The organism is Streptomyces sp. NPDC007189 (genome assembly GCF_040703635.1).
Classification (GTDB): Bacteria; Actinomycetota; Actinomycetes; order Streptomycetales; family Streptomycetaceae; genus Streptomyces.
Map to the genome: position 1 here is coordinate 27,263 of NZ_JBEYEY010000002.1, position 16,105 is coordinate 43,367.

The 16,105-nt window shown below is 75.2% G+C and carries 15 protein-coding genes; 5 read left to right on the forward strand and 10 right to left on the reverse strand.

The genetic code is table 11. The annotated features are described in order from the left end of the window. Positions 1–43 precede the first annotated feature (43 nt). Positions 44–1,963: an AMP-binding protein gene (locus tag AB0950_RS03295; RefSeq protein ID WP_366777680.1), complete on the forward strand. Its 1,920-nt coding sequence runs from the start codon at positions 44–46 to the stop codon at positions 1,961–1,963. A 59-nt stretch (positions 1,964–2,022) separates the two neighbouring features. On the opposite strand, the gene AB0950_RS03300 is transcribed toward AB0950_RS03295, so the two are convergent. Beyond that, positions 2,023–2,421: a rodlin gene (locus AB0950_RS03300; RefSeq protein ID WP_366777681.1), complete on the reverse strand. Its 399-nt coding sequence runs from the start codon at positions 2,419–2,421 to the stop codon at positions 2,023–2,025. A gap of 215 nt (positions 2,422–2,636) precedes the next feature. Then, positions 2,637–3,044: a rodlin gene (locus tag AB0950_RS03305; RefSeq protein WP_360572294.1), complete on the reverse strand. Its 408-nt coding sequence runs from the start codon at positions 3,042–3,044 to the stop codon at positions 2,637–2,639. Between the two features lie 204 nt (positions 3,045–3,248). Here AB0950_RS03305 and AB0950_RS03310 point away from each other — a divergent pair, with 204 nt between their 5' ends. From AB0950_RS03310 to AB0950_RS03325, 4 genes are all read left to right on the forward strand, one after another. After that, positions 3,249–3,653 (forward strand): rodlin, encoded by a 405-nt coding sequence (locus AB0950_RS03310; protein ID WP_360144921.1) that lies wholly within the window; start codon positions 3,249–3,251, stop codon positions 3,651–3,653. 287 nt (positions 3,654–3,940) lie between these two features. Further along, positions 3,941–4,168 (forward strand): chaplin, encoded by a 228-nt coding sequence (locus tag AB0950_RS03315; RefSeq protein WP_360144918.1) that lies wholly within the window; start codon positions 3,941–3,943, stop codon positions 4,166–4,168. 119 nt (positions 4,169–4,287) lie between these two features. Further along, complete coding sequence (locus AB0950_RS03320; RefSeq protein WP_366777682.1) at positions 4,288–4,938, forward strand: chaplin; 651 nt, start codon at positions 4,288–4,290, stop codon at positions 4,936–4,938. A 184-nt stretch (positions 4,939–5,122) separates the two neighbouring features. Then, positions 5,123–6,517, forward strand: coding sequence for a glycosyl hydrolase (locus AB0950_RS03325; protein ID WP_366777683.1), 1,395 nt, complete (start codon positions 5,123–5,125; stop codon positions 6,515–6,517). Here AB0950_RS03325 and AB0950_RS03330 read toward each other — a convergent pair. The 8 genes from AB0950_RS03330 to AB0950_RS03365 all read right to left on the reverse strand — a co-directional run bounded on the left by AB0950_RS03330 (position 6,514) and on the right by AB0950_RS03365 (position 15,961). Next, the gene (locus AB0950_RS03330) at positions 6,514–7,626 is read right to left on the reverse strand and encodes a GNAT family N-acetyltransferase (protein WP_366777684.1); all 1,113 of its coding nucleotides are present in this window, start codon (positions 7,624–7,626) and stop codon (positions 6,514–6,516) included. The genes AB0950_RS03325 and AB0950_RS03330 overlap by 4 nt on opposite strands. After that, positions 7,623–8,264, reverse strand: a complete 642-nt coding sequence (locus AB0950_RS03335) for a lipopolysaccharide biosynthesis protein (RefSeq protein ID WP_366777685.1) — start codon at positions 8,262–8,264, stop codon at positions 7,623–7,625. The genes AB0950_RS03330 and AB0950_RS03335 overlap by 4 nt, the downstream gene beginning before the upstream one ends. After that, positions 8,261–9,424, reverse strand: coding sequence for a glycosyltransferase (locus AB0950_RS03340; RefSeq protein WP_360144903.1), 1,164 nt, complete (start codon positions 9,422–9,424; stop codon positions 8,261–8,263). The genes AB0950_RS03335 and AB0950_RS03340 overlap by 4 nt, the downstream gene beginning before the upstream one ends. Then, positions 9,421–10,113: a polysaccharide deacetylase family protein gene (locus tag AB0950_RS03345; RefSeq protein ID WP_366777916.1), complete on the reverse strand. Its 693-nt coding sequence runs from the start codon at positions 10,111–10,113 to the stop codon at positions 9,421–9,423. Before AB0950_RS03345 ends, AB0950_RS03340 begins: the two co-directional genes overlap by 4 nt. Before the next feature lie 52 nt (positions 10,114–10,165). Further along, on the reverse strand, positions 10,166–11,923 hold the full coding sequence (locus AB0950_RS03350) for a lipid II flippase MurJ (RefSeq protein WP_366777686.1): 1,758 nt from the start codon (positions 11,921–11,923) through the stop codon (positions 10,166–10,168). Positions 11,924–12,026: 103 nt separating this feature from the next. Further along, positions 12,027–13,382 (reverse strand): O-antigen ligase family protein, encoded by a 1,356-nt coding sequence (locus tag AB0950_RS03355; protein ID WP_366777687.1) that lies wholly within the window; start codon positions 13,380–13,382, stop codon positions 12,027–12,029. Positions 13,383–13,385: 3 nt separating this feature from the next. Next, positions 13,386–14,804, reverse strand: a complete 1,419-nt coding sequence (locus tag AB0950_RS03360) for a sugar transferase (RefSeq protein WP_360144894.1) — start codon at positions 14,802–14,804, stop codon at positions 13,386–13,388. Further along, positions 14,801–15,961 carry a glycosyltransferase gene (locus AB0950_RS03365; RefSeq protein WP_360144891.1) on the reverse strand — a complete coding sequence of 387 codons (1,161 nt, stop codon included), beginning with the start codon at positions 15,959–15,961 and terminating at the stop codon, positions 14,801–14,803. The genes AB0950_RS03360 and AB0950_RS03365 overlap by 4 nt, the downstream gene beginning before the upstream one ends. Positions 15,962–16,105 lie beyond the last annotated feature (144 nt).

A 16,105-nucleotide genomic window follows, 5' to 3' on the forward strand; every position in this document is an offset into this window, starting at 1 on the left:
GCGCCCCGGCAAGGACCTTCGCAGGGCAGAGCCGGGAGCCGCCATGGGCGTACGCAGGGATCTGAAGCGGGCACGGCAGCGCACCGACCTGGCGGCGCGCGGCTCGGTGGAGATCGTCAGGGATGCCGACGGCACGGTCCGCGAGGTCCGTGCCTCCCCGCTCGCGCCCCCGCTGACCACCGGCTCCATGGCCGACCTGCCCTTCGCGCACGCGGCCGAGACGCCGGACGCGGTGCTGTTCCGGCGCCAGGCGCAGGGGGCCTGGCGGCCGGTGACGGCGGCCGCGTTCGCCGCCGAGGTCGCCGCCGTCGCCAAGGGGCTGATCGCGGCCGGCCTCGAACCGGGCGGCCGGGTCGCGCTCATGTCCCGGACCCGCTACGAGTGGACCGTCCTGGACTTCGCCGTCTGGGCCGCCGGGGGCCAGTCCGTGCCCGTCTACCCCACCTCCTCCGCCGAGCAACTGGAGTGGATCGTCCGCGACTCCGGCGCCCGGTACGTCGTCACCGAGACCGCCGAGAACGCGACCACGGTCACCACCGGCACCGCGGGCCACGCCCGCCCACCGCGCCTGTGGCAGCTCGACGCCGGAGCCCTCGCCGACCTCACCGCCCTCGGCCGCGACGTCCCCGACGAGGAACTCGCCGCCCGCCGGGCCGCGCTGACCCCCGGCGCCATCGCGACCGTCTGCTACACCTCCGGCACCACGGGCCGGCCCAAGGGCTGCGTCCTCACCCACGCCAATCTGCACGCCGAGGCCGCCAACACCGTCGAACTGCTGCACCCGGTCTTCCAGGCCGTCACCGGCGAGGCCGCCACCACCCTGCTCTTCCTGCCGCTCGCCCACATCCTCGGCCGCACCCTCCAGCTGGCCTGCCTGCTGGCCCGCATCGAGACCGGTCACTTCCCGAGCGTCAGACCGGACGAACTGCGGCCCGCCCTCAAGGAGTTCCGGCCCACCTTCCTGGTCGGGGTGCCGTACCTCTTCGAGAAGATCCACGACACCGGGCGCGCCACCGCCGAGAAGATCGGCCGGGCCGCCTCCTTCGACCGCGCCGAGCGGATCGCCGTCCGCTTCGGCGAGGCGTCCCTGCGGAAGTTCCTCGGCACCGGCAAGGGCCCGGGACCCGGCCTGTACGCCGCCTGGGCGCTGTACGACCTGCTGGTCTACCGCCGCATCCGCAAGGAGCTGGGCGGCCGGATGCGGTACGCCATCAGCGGCGGCTCCCCGCTGGACCGCGATCTCAACCTGTTCTTCCACGCGGCCGGCATCGTCGTCTACGAGGGCTACGGCCTGACCGAGACCACGGCCGCCGCCACCATCGTGCCCCCGCTCGCCCCCCGCCCCGGCACGGTCGGCCTGCCGGTCCCCGGTGTCGCCGTACGCCTCGCCGACGACGGGGAAGTGCTGGTCAAAGGCGGGGTGGTCTTCGGGTCGTACTGGAACAACCGGCGGGCCACGGACGCGGTCCTGGCGGACGGCTGGTTCGCCACCGGCGACCTGGGGTCCCTGGACGAGGACGGCTATCTCACCATCACCGGCCGGAAGAAGGACATCCTCGTCACCTCGGGCGGCAAGAACGTCTCCCCGGCCGTCCTGGAGGACCGGCTGCGCAGCCGCGCGCCGGTCGGGCAGTGCGTGGTCGTCGGCGACAACCGGCCCTTCGTCGCCGCGCTGATCACCCTCGACCCGGAGGCGGTCGCCCACTGGCTGTCGGTGCGGAAGCTTCCGCCGGACACCCCGGCCGCCGAGCTGGTGCGCGACGAACGGCTGCGCGCCGAGGTGCGGAAGGCGGTCGACTACGCCAACGAGGCCGTCTCGCGCGCGGAGTCCATCCGCGCCTTCGCGCTCGTCGAGGGCGAGTTCACCGAGGAGAACGGGCTGCTGACGCCGTCGCTCAAGGTCAAGCGGCACGCGGTGACGGCAGCCTACGCCGAGGAGATCGAGCGGCTCTACAAGGGGTAGGAAACGCGGACGGCGGGCCACCGGGGAACCGGTGGCCCGCCGCGGCGGGAAGGGGCCGGTCAGCCGTTGCCGGACAGGGCGTTGACGTCCGACAGGATGTGCGAGAGCGGCTCGTCGCCCTTGGCCTGGGTCGAGTTCTCGGTGCACTGCTGGTTCTGCGGCGCGGACAGGATCGGCACGTCCTGCAGCACGCCGACGGCGACGACGCCGAGCAGCCCCTGCAGGTTGGCCTTGACCGGCAGACCGACGCACGGCTTGTTGAGCGAGCCCTGGACCAGCGAGAGCTGCGGGCTCTGGTCGCCGAGCGTGGCGGAGTTGCCGAAGTCGGAGCTGGCCTTGTTGCCGCTGAGCGACGTGGTGCCGTGGCCGTCGTCGAGGGCGAGGGCCTGGGGGGCCGCCACCCCGGCGAGACCGGCGACGGAGGCGGCGACAGCCGCGGTTGCCCACAGCTTCTTCATGTTCATTCCCTTTCGAAAGGCGGACTCCGGGGAGGAGCTGCATGATCGTCAACGGCGGAGACCCCACCGGAGTTGCGGTGTTTGCCCCGATTGGAGCAGTGCAATGCGATGAGTTCACAAACGCCCCCCTCCGGTGGTCGGACGGGGCGTGCAAACGGCGGGCCGCCAAGACTCGGCGGCCCGCCGGACGCGGGGCCCGTGCGGGCCCCGCGGACTCACTTGGAGCCGTTGCCGGCCAGCACGTCGAGGTCGTCCAGGATGTGCGAGAGCGGCTCGTCGCCCTTGGCCTGGGTCGAGTTCTCGGTGCACTGCTGGTTCTGCGGCGCGGACAGGATCGGCACGTCCTGCAGCACGCCGACGGCGCCGAGGCCGAGCAGCCCCTGCGCGTTCAGCTTCGCCGGCAGGGCGATGCAGGGCTTGTTGAACGAACCCTGGATCAGCGCGATCTGCGGGCTCATGTTGCCGTACGTCGCGGAGTTGCCGAACGCCTGCGAGGCACCGTTGCCGCTGAACGAGGTGGTGCCGTGGTGGTCGTCGATGGCCAGGGCCGGTGACGCCGCGGCGGCGGATGCACCGACGACGGAGGCGGCGACCGCGGCGGAGGCCAGAACCTTCTTGATCACGTATTTGTTCCCTTCTGAAGAAACCCCGTCCACCGGAGCGCCCTGGTTCAACTGTCCCTCGCACCGACCGGTTGCTGGCGTTCACTCCGATGGCCCATACGGAAGCGGGGAAACGGGTGATTCCCCGCAACCGATCGGCGCGGACCGGGTTGATGCGAGGGCATGCACGTGTGTCTTGGCGAAGAGCCAGGAAAGGAAAGCGAAATGCTCAAGAAGGCAATGGCCGCGGCGGCGGTCGCCGCGTCCTTCGTCGGTGCGTCCGCGGCGGTGGCCCCTCAGGCGCTTGCCCTCGACGACGGCCAGGGGACCACGTCGCTGAGCGGCAACGGGGCCCACGAGGCGTTCGGCAACCAGCTGACCAAGGGCAAGATGAGCCCGCAGGCCACTTTGGTGCAGAGCTCCCTCAACAAGCTCTGCGTCGGACTGCCCGCCAAGCTCAACGCCCAGGGCATCCTCGGCATCATCGCCGCCGTCGGCGTCGCGCAGGACGTGCCGATCCTGTCCGCGCCGCAGAACCAGCAGTGCACCGAGAACTCGACCCAGGCCAAGGGCGACGAACCGGTCTCGCACGTCCTGTCGGACGTCAACGCCCTGTCGGGCAACAAGTAGGCCGTCGGCCGGACCGCGGTCCGGCGACGACCGCCCGGGGATGCCCGCGCCGAGGCGCGCGGCACCCCGGGCGGTTTTTTGGTGCCGCGCGCGTATATCCTGCCGGTCCGGCGACGTGTCAATTCTGTGAAGGCGTTCGAGTGAATTCCCGGACGGCGCCTGTTCCGGAGTTTCTTCCGCCGTCCATCCCTCGTTTTACAGCCTGCCGGTCATGGTGCGAGCCGTTCAAGCTGTGCTCGCTCGGTTTCGGCCGTCATAGGGGCATGACCGCAAAGAAGGGAAATCTCATGAAGAAGAGCGCTGCCGTCGTCGCCGGCGCGGTCCTGGCCCTGGGCGGTGCCGCCCCCGCCTTCGCCGGGACGAGCGCCGAGGGTGCCGCCGCCAACTCCGCGGGCGTCGCGTCCGGCAACGCGGTCCAGATCCCGGTCCACGTGCCGATCAACGTCTGCGGCAACACCGTCGACATCATCGCGCTGCTGAACCCCGCGTTCGGCAACACCTGCGCGGCCCGCTGACGTTCGGCGCACCGCGCCGGCCACCGGGTGCGTCATGGCCGGCTCCGGACCGGGGGATCCGTCGATTCGTCGTTCCGGGGCCGGCCTTTCCCACTTCTTCGAGCAGGAAGACAACGACATTGCGACAGACCCTCAGCAAGGGCATGGTCGTCGCCGCCGCCGCGACCGGCGTGCTGTCCTTGTGCAGCGGCGGCACCGCGCTCGCCGACAGCGGCGCGGACAGCGTGGCCCAGGGCTCGGCCGGTGTGCTGTCCGGCAACACCCTCCAGGCCCCGGTGAACGTCCCGGTCAACGTCTGCGGCAACTCCGTGGACGCGGCCGGGGCCCTGAACCCGGCGTTCGGCAACTCCTGCGGGAACGTCCACGGTTCCCCCCAGCGCCACAGCCCCACCCGGCACCACCACCCCCCGCACGGCGGCGAGACGACCCCGCCCCCGTACGGCGGCGAGGAGTCGAACCCGCCTCCGTACGGCGGCGAGGAATCGACCCCGCCTCCCTACGGCGGCGAGGAGGGCACCCCGCCCGGCGGCCATCACTCGAAGCCGCCGTGCCGCCACTCGACGCCTCCCGCCAGGCCCAGCAGCCCGCCCAGCGGCGGGCACACCGCGCCTCCGCGCGGCGAGACGGCTCCGCCGCCCCAGGCGCGGCCGTCCCTTCCGCAGACCGGTGGTGAAGGCCCGGCGATGCTCGCGACCTCGGCCGCGAGCGCCGCGCTGATCGCGGCCGGCACGGTCCTGTACCGCCGGGGCCGGGCCACCGCGCGCCGGTAGCGTGCCGGGTGCCGGAGCAGCCGCCGGCACCCGGTCCCGATGCTCTTCTTCTCTCTCGCCGGTTTTCTCGCCCGTTTTCTCGTCGGTTCCCCCGTGCGGGGGTCAGGGCCACCTGAAAGCCCCAACCGCGCTGGCGGAAGCCACACCGATGTGACTGCCTGTCAGTGACGAGAAAGGAGCGGGCATGGCTGCACAGCACAGCGGGGCCCGGTCCCGGCGGCTGGCCGTCGTGACGGTGGCGGCCGTCGCGTCGGTCGCCCTGGCGGTCGGTCCCGGTCTCGCCGCGAACGCGAGCGCGAGCACGGGAGCGGTACGGGCAGCCGCTCCGCCCGTTCCGGCCGCGCCGCCGCCCCCTGCCGTACCGCCCGTTCCGGCCGTGCCGACACCCCCGGCCCCTGTCGCACCGCCCCCTCCGGCCCCCGTCGCCCAGCCGACCCCGGCACCGGGCCTCCCGCCCGCCCCGGTCACCCCGCCCGCTCCGCCCGTTCCGCCCGCCCCGGGCATCCCCACGCCCACCGGCCCGGCCCCGGCCGTGTCGCCGCCGGCGCCCGCCGAGCCCGCCGTACCGCCGTTCGGCGCGTTCCTGGACTCCGGGCCGCTCGGGATCGCGCGCATGGCGGAGTTGAGCAACTGGCTCGGCGGGACCGAGCTGAAGGTCGCCCACACCTATCTGCCCGGCGACAGCTGGCTGGACATCGAGGGTCCGCCCGGCTTCCTGGACGTATGGGCGCAGTGGCGGCGGGCCAAGGCCGACCGCATGCTCGTGCTCAACGTGCCGATGCAGCAGCACAACGAGGCCGGGGTCTCCGACGACGGGGTGCGGTGGCTGCTGCGGCAGGGCGCGGCCGGCGCGTTCGACCAGCACTTCAGGGCGCTGGCCGAGCGGCTCGTGGCGCTGAAGGCGCCGGACACGGTGATCGTGCTCGGCTGGGAGATGAACGGCACCACCTACACCCACCGCTGCGCACCGGACCCGGAGAACTGGAAGAGGTACTGGAACCGGATCGTCACCACCATGCGCGCGGTGCCCGGCCAGAAGTTCCGGTTCGACTTCGCGCCGAGCCGCGGACTGGACGCCGTGCCGTGGACCGCGTGCTATCCGGGCGATGCCACGGTCGACATCATCGGCATGGATTCCTACGACCAGCCGGCCGGACTGTCGTTCGACCAGCAGGTGAAAGAGCCCTACGGCCTGCAGCAGCACGTGGACTTCGCGAAGGCCCACGGCAAGCCGATCTCCTATCCGGAATGGGGGCTGTTCCGCAACGGTGACGACGCCGCGTACATGAAGGGCATGCTCGGCTGGATCGACGCGCACAAGCCGCTGTACAACACGCTGACCGACTACTGCCCGCACGGCGTGTGGCAGTGCCCGGAGAACCCCAGGTCGGCCTGGATCTACCGGACCGCCCTGTACGGCCGCGCCGACGAACCGGTCCCCACCGTCCCGGCGCCGCCCCCGGCGAAGCCGGCCGCGCCCCCGGCGAACTGCTCCCCGCTGAGCCTCGGCGACCTGGTCGAGTACTGGCTCGGCGGGAAGCTGTGCCTGCGCTTCGACTGGTGGTCGCGGACCCGCTAGCCGCGCCGGTGCTGCGTCCACCGGCGCAGCGCCTCCTTGCCCCGCTGCCGGGCGGCCGCCTCGCACAGGGCGGCCGTCAGCAGCGGGGCGGTGCGCCGGCGGGCCATGAGCAGGCGCCGGCTGACGACCGGTTCGGGACGCCAGTGGTGCTTGTACGGCTCGTCGCCGCGCAGCAGGCTCAGCGTGCCGCGTCCGCGCGCCCGCTCGGCGCAGGCGTCGAGCAGCATCACCGCCACGTCCGCCTTGCGCTCCCGCAGGGACGGGTGGGCGCCGTACAGATAGCCGCCGGCCAGACCGGGGGAGAGCAGGGTCAGGTCGACGGCCACCACCTCGCCGTCGATCCGGAACTCGGTGACCGCCGCGCTGCCCGAGCGGATCATCGGGCCGGCCGCGCGCACCAGGTGCTCCTGGAACCGGGGCTGGAGATGCTCGGCCGTCACCTTCCGGCCCTGCCACTGCAGCCGGTGCAGCTCCAGCAGCCGGCCGAGCGCCGCGTCCGCCTCCTGGGGGCCCACCGCGTGCCGCGTGACGCCCAGGGACTCGAGTTTGCGCAGCTTCGCCCGCACCCGCTGCTGGGCCTTGGCGGACGGCAGCCGGGCCACCAGGTCGTCCAGGGGGACGGCGGGCAGCTCCAGGCACAGCGAGCCGGCCACCGTACGGCGCGGGCCGCGCCAGCGGTCGTAGACCCGCTCCGCCGCGCCGCCCGGCCGTACCTCGCGGAAGTCGACCAGCGCCGTGCGGGCCGCGTCCGCCAGCGCCTCGGTGAGCGCGTCGGCCGCGGGCCCGGCGTCGGCGTCGTCCAGCAGCACGTCCGCGTAGTCGGAGATCGCCCCGCCGAGCGGCACCAGCGCGGGCAGCGGCCGGTGGACCAGCATCAGCGGCGCGGCGGCCACCAGGTCGCCGCCGGAGCGCACCAGCAGCACCCGGAGCCGGCCGGGGCGGCCGTACGCCAGCCACCACGAGTGCAGCCAGGCATGGCTCTGGAACGGGGTCGCGGCGGCGCACCGCCCGTACAGCCGCTCCCAGGCGGGCGCCAGGGCGGCGAACGCGGCCTCGTCGGTGACGAGTTCGGCGGTGCGGGCGCAGCGCGCCGTCTCGGTGGCCGTCACAGCCGGCCGTGCGCGTCGGCGGCGACGGCCGGGCCGGGCACCGAGGCCGGGCGGGCGGCCTCCTCCGGGCGGCGCCGCGGCCGGGCCAGCAGCGCGAGCGCGCCGACCAGCCCGCCCGCGCTCGCCCCGACCAGGCCGGTCACCTCCACCGACGGCGAGGACGGCGCGGACGGCTTGAGCGCGCGGGAGAACTGCAGCAGCTTGACGTGGGTCTGGTCCGCGGTGTCGGCGGCGTGCCGGGTGAGCGCCTCGGCCACGGCGTTGGCCATGTCGGCGGCCTGCACCGGGCGGGTGGCGGTGGCGGAGACGGACACGATCGGGGCGTCCGGCGAGGTCGCGGTGCGCACGCTCTCGCGCAGGGTGTCCACCGGCACCCCGGCCCACATCTGGGCGTCGCCGAGCACCGCGAGCTGGGTGGCGGCCCGGCCGTAGGCCTGCGCGAAGCCCTGGGCGGAGGCGGCGTCGGACTTGGCGGTGGGCACGGCGACGACATAGCTGGTGGCCGTGTACGTCGGCGGCTTGACGACGCCGTACTCGACGCCGAGCAGCCCGCCCGCGACGACCCCGGCCGCCACCAGCGACCAGGCCGGGAGCCTGCGGAGGCGAAAGAGGCGGACAGTGCGGTGGTTGTCGGTCATGAGGGGTTCGCTCCCTGCTGGACGGGGACTTCAAGGGGGATGTGGGAGGCCGTGAGCGCCGCCGCGTAGACCTCCATGAGCCGGGCGGCGCTGCGGGTGATGCAGTAGTGGCGGGCCGCCTCGCAGGCGGTGCGCGGGCGGGGGCCGGCGGCGCGGACCCGGGCGAGTGCGCGGGCGTAGGCGTCGGCGTCGCACGGGACGCGTACGGCGTCCGGGGCGGCCCCGGGCGGCAGGTCCTGAAGGGCCGGGCAGGAGGTGTAGCGCACCGGCAGCCCGGCGGCGAGCGCCTCCACGGCCGCCAGCCCGAACGCCTCCTCGGGGGACGGCGCGGCCAGCACGTCCATCGCCGAGGTCAGCGCGGGCAGGTCAGGGCCGCACGTGCCGTCGCCGAGGTACGGCCGCTCGCCCGCGAACAGCACCCGGCCGGCGACGCCCGCCGCCCGTGCGGCCCGCCGCAGCGCGCCCTCCTCGGGCCCGCCGCCGACCAGCAGCAGCCAGTAGAAATCTGGAAGTTGGCGCAGCGCGTGGATCAGGACGTCGAAGCGTTTGCCGGGGACCAGCCGGCCGACGGCGCCGACGACGAACGCCCCGGCGGGCAGCCCGAGCCGGTCGCGGGTGCGCCGCCGGGCCGCCGGGTCGAAGGCGAACCGGGCCAGGTCGATGCCGTTGGGTACGACCGTGATCCGCGGCTCGGGCACGCCCCAGCGGGCGAGCCGGGCGGCGACCGTGGGCGAGACCGCGACCGTGGACCGGCCCAGCCGCTCGCCCAGCAGGTACAGCCCGCGCACCCCGGCGGTGAGCGGCCGGCCCTCCAGCCGGGTGTCGCCGAGGGAGTGCTCGGTGGCGACGACCGCGCGGACCCCGGCCAGCCGGGCGGCGATACGGCCGTACAGGCAGGCCCGGTAGAGGTGGGTGTGCACGAGGTCGTAGCGGCCCTGGCGGACGATCCGGGCCAGCCGGGGCAGCGCGGCCAGGTCGCGGTTGCCGCGCATGCCGAGGTGCGTCACCCGCACCCCGTCGGCGCGCAGCCCGTCGGCCACCGGCCCCGGGCCGGTCAGCGTCACCACGTCGCACTCGATCGGCAAGTGCCGCAGCAGCAGCCGCAGTTGCTGCTCGGCGCCGCCCACGCCGAGGCCCGTGATGATGTGCAGCGCCCTCACCGCAGCCCCGCCACGGGACGGCGGCGCAGCCGGTGCAGCCGGTACTTCAGGAACAGGCGTACGGCGGTGTCGTTCTGCCCGACGTGCACGCGCGGCAGGACGTGCGGGCCGTTCAGCTCCCCGGGGTCGATGGCGCAGGCGTACCCGTACCCGGCCGCGCGCACGGCCTCCACCGCGCGCTGGTCGACCGTGCCGTACGGATAGCAGAAACCGGTGACCGGGACGCCGGTCAGCTCCTCCAGCAGGGCCCGGCTCTCGGCGGTCTCCTCCTTGAGCGCGGCGTCGTCGGCGCGGGTGAGGTCGATGTGGGTGAGGCCGTGCGAGCCGATCTCGACGCCCGCCTCGGCGGCGCGCCGGACGCCCTCGGCGGTCAGCAGCGGTTTGCGCGGGCCCTGCGGATCCCAGGCGTTGTCGGCGCCGAGCCGGCCGGGCAGCACGAACAGGGTGGCCGAGCAGCCCCAACGCGACAGCAGCGGAAGGGCGTTGTCCAGGAAGTCGGCGTATCCGTCGTCGAAGGTGAGGCCCACCAGGTTCCGGCCCTCGCCCCGCGCCCGGGCGGCGAGCAGTTCGGCCACCGACACCCCGCGCAGCCCCCGCCGGCGCAGCCAGCCCAGCTGCCGCTCCAGCCGGGCGGGGGCGACCGTGACCCGGTACGGGTCCTCGGAGCAGTCGGCGACCGAGTGGTACATGGCGATCCACGGGACCGGGCCCGTCCTGCCCGGCCGGAGCGGGGCGGTGGTCTCAGCGCAGAAGGGCATGGGCCAGCCTTCGGGTGAGGGTGCGGACACGGCGGAGCGCGCAGGTGCAGCCCTGCGCGCCCAGGACGCAAGCGAGCAGCGCGAACACGACGGTCACGGTGGCGGTGCCGGCGGCGAGCGCGGCGAGCGGCGTCGCGGGCAGCGCGGCCACGAGGGCGCCGGACACGGCGGCGACCACCGCGGCCCGCAGCGGCCGGCTCAGCTCGCGCAGCACGAGCGGCGTGCGGACCGGCACACTGCGGCGCCGCATGCCGGCGAGCAGCAGGGCGGCGGTGACGGTGATGCCGGTGGCGTTGGCGGCGGCGATCCCGGTCACGCCCCAGGAGCCGAGGGCCAGGGCGCCGACGCAGGACGTCACCGCGATCCCGGCGGTCATCGCGCCGACCGGGTACCAGGCGGCGCGGCCCGCGGAGAAGTAGGAGCGGACCAGGACGCCGGTCAGCGTCTGGCCGAGCAGCCCGATCGCGTAGACGCGCATCACCCCGGCCGTCGCCGCGGTGTCGGCGGCGGTGAACGCGCCGCGCTGGAACAGCAGGGCGATCAGCTGCGGGGCGCAGGCCACGACGGCGGCCGTGCCGAGCAGCACCAGTGCGGCGGCCACCGCGAGGTCCCGTTCCACCCGGGCCCGGGCCCGCTCGGTGTCGCCCTCGGCCAGCGCCCGCGCGACCACCGGGAAGGTGACCGTGCACAGCATCAGCGACAGGCTCATGGGGATCTGCGCGACCTTCTGCGCGTAGTTCAGGTGCGAGATCGCCCCGGCGGGCAGACCGGAGGCGAGGAACCGCTCGATCAGCACCTGCGACTGCCGGCACAGCGCGAACAGCAGCACGGTCGCCATCAGCCGCACGTCCACCGCCCGCGGCTCGACGGCCACGGGGGGCACCGGATCCCTCGTAAGGCCGCGCCGGGACCCCACCACACGGATCAGCGACGGCAGTTGGACGAGCACCATGAGCAGCCCGCCCGCCGCGACCCCGAACGCGGCCGCGCGCACGCCCCAGCGGCCGCCGAACGCGTACATCGCCGCGACGATGCAGAGGTTGTAGACGATGTAGATCGCGGCCGGCGCCAGGAACCGGCGATGGGCCCGCAGCGCCGCGCTGCAGTACCCGGCGAGACCGAAGCTGAGCACACAGGTCGCGGTGAGCCGGGTGCAGTCCACGGCCAGGCCCGCGTCGGACAGGCCCGGCGCGAGTGCCGCGACGAACTGCGGCGCCGCCAGCGCCAGCAGCCCGCCCACCGCTGTGAACACCGGCGCCAGCCGGGGCAGCGTGCCCGCGACCAGCGACCGCACCGGGTCGCCGCCGGCGCCCTGGGCGCGGCGGGCCAGCGCCCGGCTGAACGCCGGGATCAGCGCGAACGCCAGCCCGTCCTCGATGAGCAGCGTCGCCGCGAACTCCGGCACCGTCCAGGCGACCAGAAAGGCGTCCGTGTCCCGCCCGGCCCCGAACAGCCGCGCCAGTGACTGGTCCCGCACCAGCCCCAGCAACGATCCCGCGACCGACAGCGAGGCGGTGACGAGCGCGGCCCGCGCGAGAAAACGCCGGGAGGGCGGGACGTGGTCGGGGTGCTGGTCGGGGGCCTCGGGTGGTGCTTCGGGTGGGGTTCCGGGTGGGGTTTCGGGCAGGCGGGTCGTCGGTACGGCGGGCGGGTCCCACCCCGGTGCGACCGCGCCGGTCGTCTGTGCGGTCGGCGCGGTCGGCTCCGGGCTCGGCAGGTTCTCGGTGCTCGGGCTCGTCATCGCGGGGGCCTCCGGCACTCGTGCCGTGCCGGCCGCCGCCCCCGGCGCGGCCCGGAACCGCATGAGCCGGACGGCAGGGGGCGCCCCGCCGCGCGCAACACGGTCATCGCAGCGCCGCCTCCTCCGCGACCGGGGCCGGGCAGTCCGGCACGCCCGTGCTCGCTTCGGCGGTGAGCTGGTCCGCGCCGACCAGCGCCCACCAGCCGGCCATCCCGAGGCACACCGCCGTCAGCACGGTCGACGGGCCGCCGATGTCGGCGTACAGGAAGTCCACGAGCTGCCAGATCAGCAGCCCGCACGCGATCAGGGCGCAGTCCAGGCCCCGGCCGCCGGCCGCGCGGACGCGCCCCAGGCCCCGCAGGGCGCACACCAGCAGGGCCAGCCAGCCGCCCGCGAGGCCGAGCAGCCCGGTCAGGCCCTGCTCGCCGAGGACCAGCAGATACATGTCGTGCGGGGACAGCAGCGGCTCCCTGCGGTATGCCGCGCCCGCCCCCTCGGTGTCGCTGCCGGAGGAGAGCGCCAGGGAGGCGTGTGCGTCCCGGTACTCGGGAAAGCCCTTCAGGCCGACGCCGGTCAGCGGGTGCTCGCGCCACATGTCGAGCGCCGCCGCCCACATCGCGTACCGGTCGGTGACCGACTGGTCGGGCGTGTCGGTGACCTGCGTGATGCTGTCGATCCGCTCCCGCAGCAGCGCCGTACCCGCCCCGAACCCGCCCACCAGCACCACGCACACCGCGACCGCCGCCGCGCCCGCCTTCAGCGCCCGGCGCGGCCCGGACAGCACGAGCTGGACGGTGACCGTGACGGCGGTGGCGATCCAGGCGCCCCGGCTGAAGGACAGCGCCAGCGGCAGCAGCAGCGCCAGGGCGCAGCCGGCGGCCGCAAGGCGCGTGCGCCGGGTGCCGCGGCCGAGCGCGAGCCCCACCGCGCACACCAGCCCGAAGGACACCACCGTCGCCATGTCCATCACGTCCGACGGCCCGAAGGTGCCGACCGCGCGGATGTCCTCGCCCTGGTAGGAGGCGCCCGTGCCGGTGACGTACTGGTGCACCCCGACCGCGCCCTGGCACACCGCGAGCGCCATGAACGCCCAGGCGGCCAGCCGCAGATCGCGCCGGTCCCGGACGAGCAGGACCACGGCCGCGGGGACCAGGACGAAGATCTGCAGGTAGCGGCCGAGGCCGGCGATCCCGGCACCCGGCGACAGCGCGTTCGCCGCGGCCAGCGCGAGCCCGGGCACGGGCAGGGCGAGCAGCACGGCCGCGGTACGGCTGAGCGGGCGGCGCCGGGCGCGCAGCAGCCGTACCGCGCAGAAGACCACGACCAGCGCGGACAGCGCGTCGGCCGGGCCCGCGCCGCCGCCGGACGGGACCGGCAGCGCGAGCAGCGCGACGACGGCCACCACCGGCAGCACGGGGGACCGGAGCGCGGAGAGCCGCGGGAGCGGTGTGCGGGCCATCGGTCAGCTCCCCGTCGAGCGCACGAGCGCGGCCGCGGTGCGCAGCAGGATGCAGACGTCCTGCCACAGCGACCAGTTGTCGATGTAGGCGTTGTCGAACCGCGCCCGGTCCTCGATGGAGGTGTCACCGCGCAGCCCGTGGATCTGCGCGAGCCCGGTGATGCCGGTCTGCATGCGGTGCCGGGCCGCGTAACCCGGGTGGTCCTGGCTGAACCGGGCCACGAAGTACGGCCGTTCCGGGCGCGGGCCGACCAGGCTCATGTCGCCCCGGAAGACGTTCCACAGCTGGAGAAGCTCGTCCAGCGAGGTCCGCCGCAGAAAGCGGCAGAAGGGGCTCATCCGGCTCTCCCCGGCCACGCTCCACCGGGTGGCCGCCTCGTGCTCGTCGGCCGGGCGGTGCGTGCGGAACTTCAGCAGGGTGAAGGGGCGCCCGTCCTTGCCGATCCGCTCCTGCCGGAAGACCACGCCGGGCCCGCCGGTGATCCGGAGCACGACCGCGCACACCAGCAGCACCGGGCCGGCCAGCACCAGCAGCGCCCCGGAGACCAGCACGTCCAGCAGCCGCTTGCCGAGGCTGCCGCGCCGCCGCGCGCCGAGGTCCAGACGCCGTACGGCGAAACCGGCGAGCTGGTCGCGCATCTCGTACGCCGGGCAGTCCGCGTCCAGCTCCCACACCGTGCAGCCCGACTCGGCGAGCGCCCGCAGCAGCGGGGCCTGCGCGGTGCGCACGGCCGGGTCCACGGTGAGCACCACCCGCACCCCGTCCCGGACCAGCGCCCGCTCCACCTCCTCGCCGGTGGCGAGCACGGGCAGCGCACCGCCGCCCGCCCGGTGGTCGGCCACCACGCCGACCGGCCGCACCCCGCAGCGCGGATGCCGCAGCAGCGCGGCGGCCACCCGCTGCGCGGTCGCGGCGGGCCCGAACACCAGCGCGGTGCGCGGGCGGCGCAGCACCGCGACGTGACGCCGCCAGTGCACCAGGCCCCGGCCCGCGCAGGCCGCCGCCGAGTGCAGCGCCCAGCCCAGCAGCAGGGCGCGGGTGCCGAGGGCGCGCTCGGGGTCGTACGCGGCGAGCAGTGCGGCGAGTGCCAGCCAGGCCACCGCGATCCGGCCGCACAGCGCGGGCAGTTCGTCGAGGACGCCGGGCAGCGGGCGCGCCGACCGCGGGCGCAGCAGCAGCGCGAGCGCCGCCAGCACGGCGGTCGGCAGCGGACGGCGGGCGGCGTCCAGCGCGGCCGCGCCCGCCAGCGCCGCGGCGAGGTCGGCCGCGAGCAGCGGCAGCGGTGAGGCCGGGCGGACGGGCGGGCGGCGCAGCGGGAACCGGAAGCCGCGGGCCGCCGGGGCCGGCAGCACCGAGACGGGCGAGAATCCGTGGTCCCAGGGCTGCGAGCCGGGCGAGGGTACGGTGCTTTCCGCAGTCACGAGTGGATGGACTCCCTGCACTCGGAGGGCACGCGCGGTGCTCTGGCTCGGGCGCCGCCGAGGAGTTCGCGGTAGAGGTCCGTGATCCGCGCGGTCGTGTGCCGCACGTCGTGCGTGGCCGTCACATGCCGGCGCCCCTGCTCGCCGAGGGCGGCGCACAGCGGCGGGTCGGACAGCAGCGCGGCGAGGGCACCGGCGAGCGCGGCGGGGTCGTCCGGCGGCACCAGGCAGTGCGCGGCGAGCGCGGCGGGCAGGCTCTCGCGGGCGCCGCCGACGTCGGTGAGGACGGCGGGCCGGCCGCAGCCGAGCGCCTCCAGCGGGGCGAGCGCCATGCCCTCCCAGCGCGAGGGCAGCACGACCAGGTCGGCGGCGCGGTACCAGGGCACGGGGTCCGCCACCGCGCCGGCGAACCGCACGGAGGAGTGGGCGAGCCGCCGTAACGTCTCCCGGTCCGGGCCGTCGCCGACCAGCACGAGCCGCGCGTTCGGAACCCTGCCGAGGACGCGCGGCCAGGCCCGCAGCAGCACGTCCTGGCCCTTCTGGCGGCAGAGCCGGCCCACGCAGACCACGACGGGCCCGCCGGACTCCGCGAGGAGCGCGGGACGGGGCCCGGGCGCGAAACGTTGCGTGTCGACGCCGTTCGGGACGACCGTGTACGCGGCCCGCACACCGGCGCGCAGCCCGGTCAGGCGTTCGGCGTCGCTGACGCACACCACGCGGTCGGTCCAGCGCGCCCCCCACCGCTCCCAGCGCCGGGCGAGGGCGGCGGTGGGGCCGTCGACGGCCTCGAAGGACCAGGCGTGCGGCTGGAACACGGTCGGGACGCGGCCGCGCACGGCCAGCCGTCCGGCCAGACCGGCCTTCGCGCTGTGCGCGTGCACCAGTTCGGGGCGTACCTCGGCGATCAGACGTGCGAGCCGCCGTACCTCGCCCGGCAGGCCGGGACCGGGGGACCGGACGGCCCGCCAGAGCCGGACCTCGGCGCCCAACTCCCGCAGGGAGTCGGCAAGTTCACCGCCGGGGCAGGCGGCGCAGACGCGCAGACCCGCCGTGAGCTGGGCCTCGGCCAGGTCCCGTACGACCCGGGCGACACCGCCGTCGACGGGTTGCGCGAGGTGCAGGACCCGGGGCCGGGGGTCGGGTGCTGACTGGTGCATTCGCGGGTTACCTCGCAGGAAGAGGGGCGCTCGGACGGCGGTCGGGAACGCGCCTCACACCCGTGCGCCCACGGCGGCGAAGGGGCCACCGGCCCACGCCGCGTCCGGCCTGGAAACGAGCCGAAGGGCCGCCGGGTCACCGCC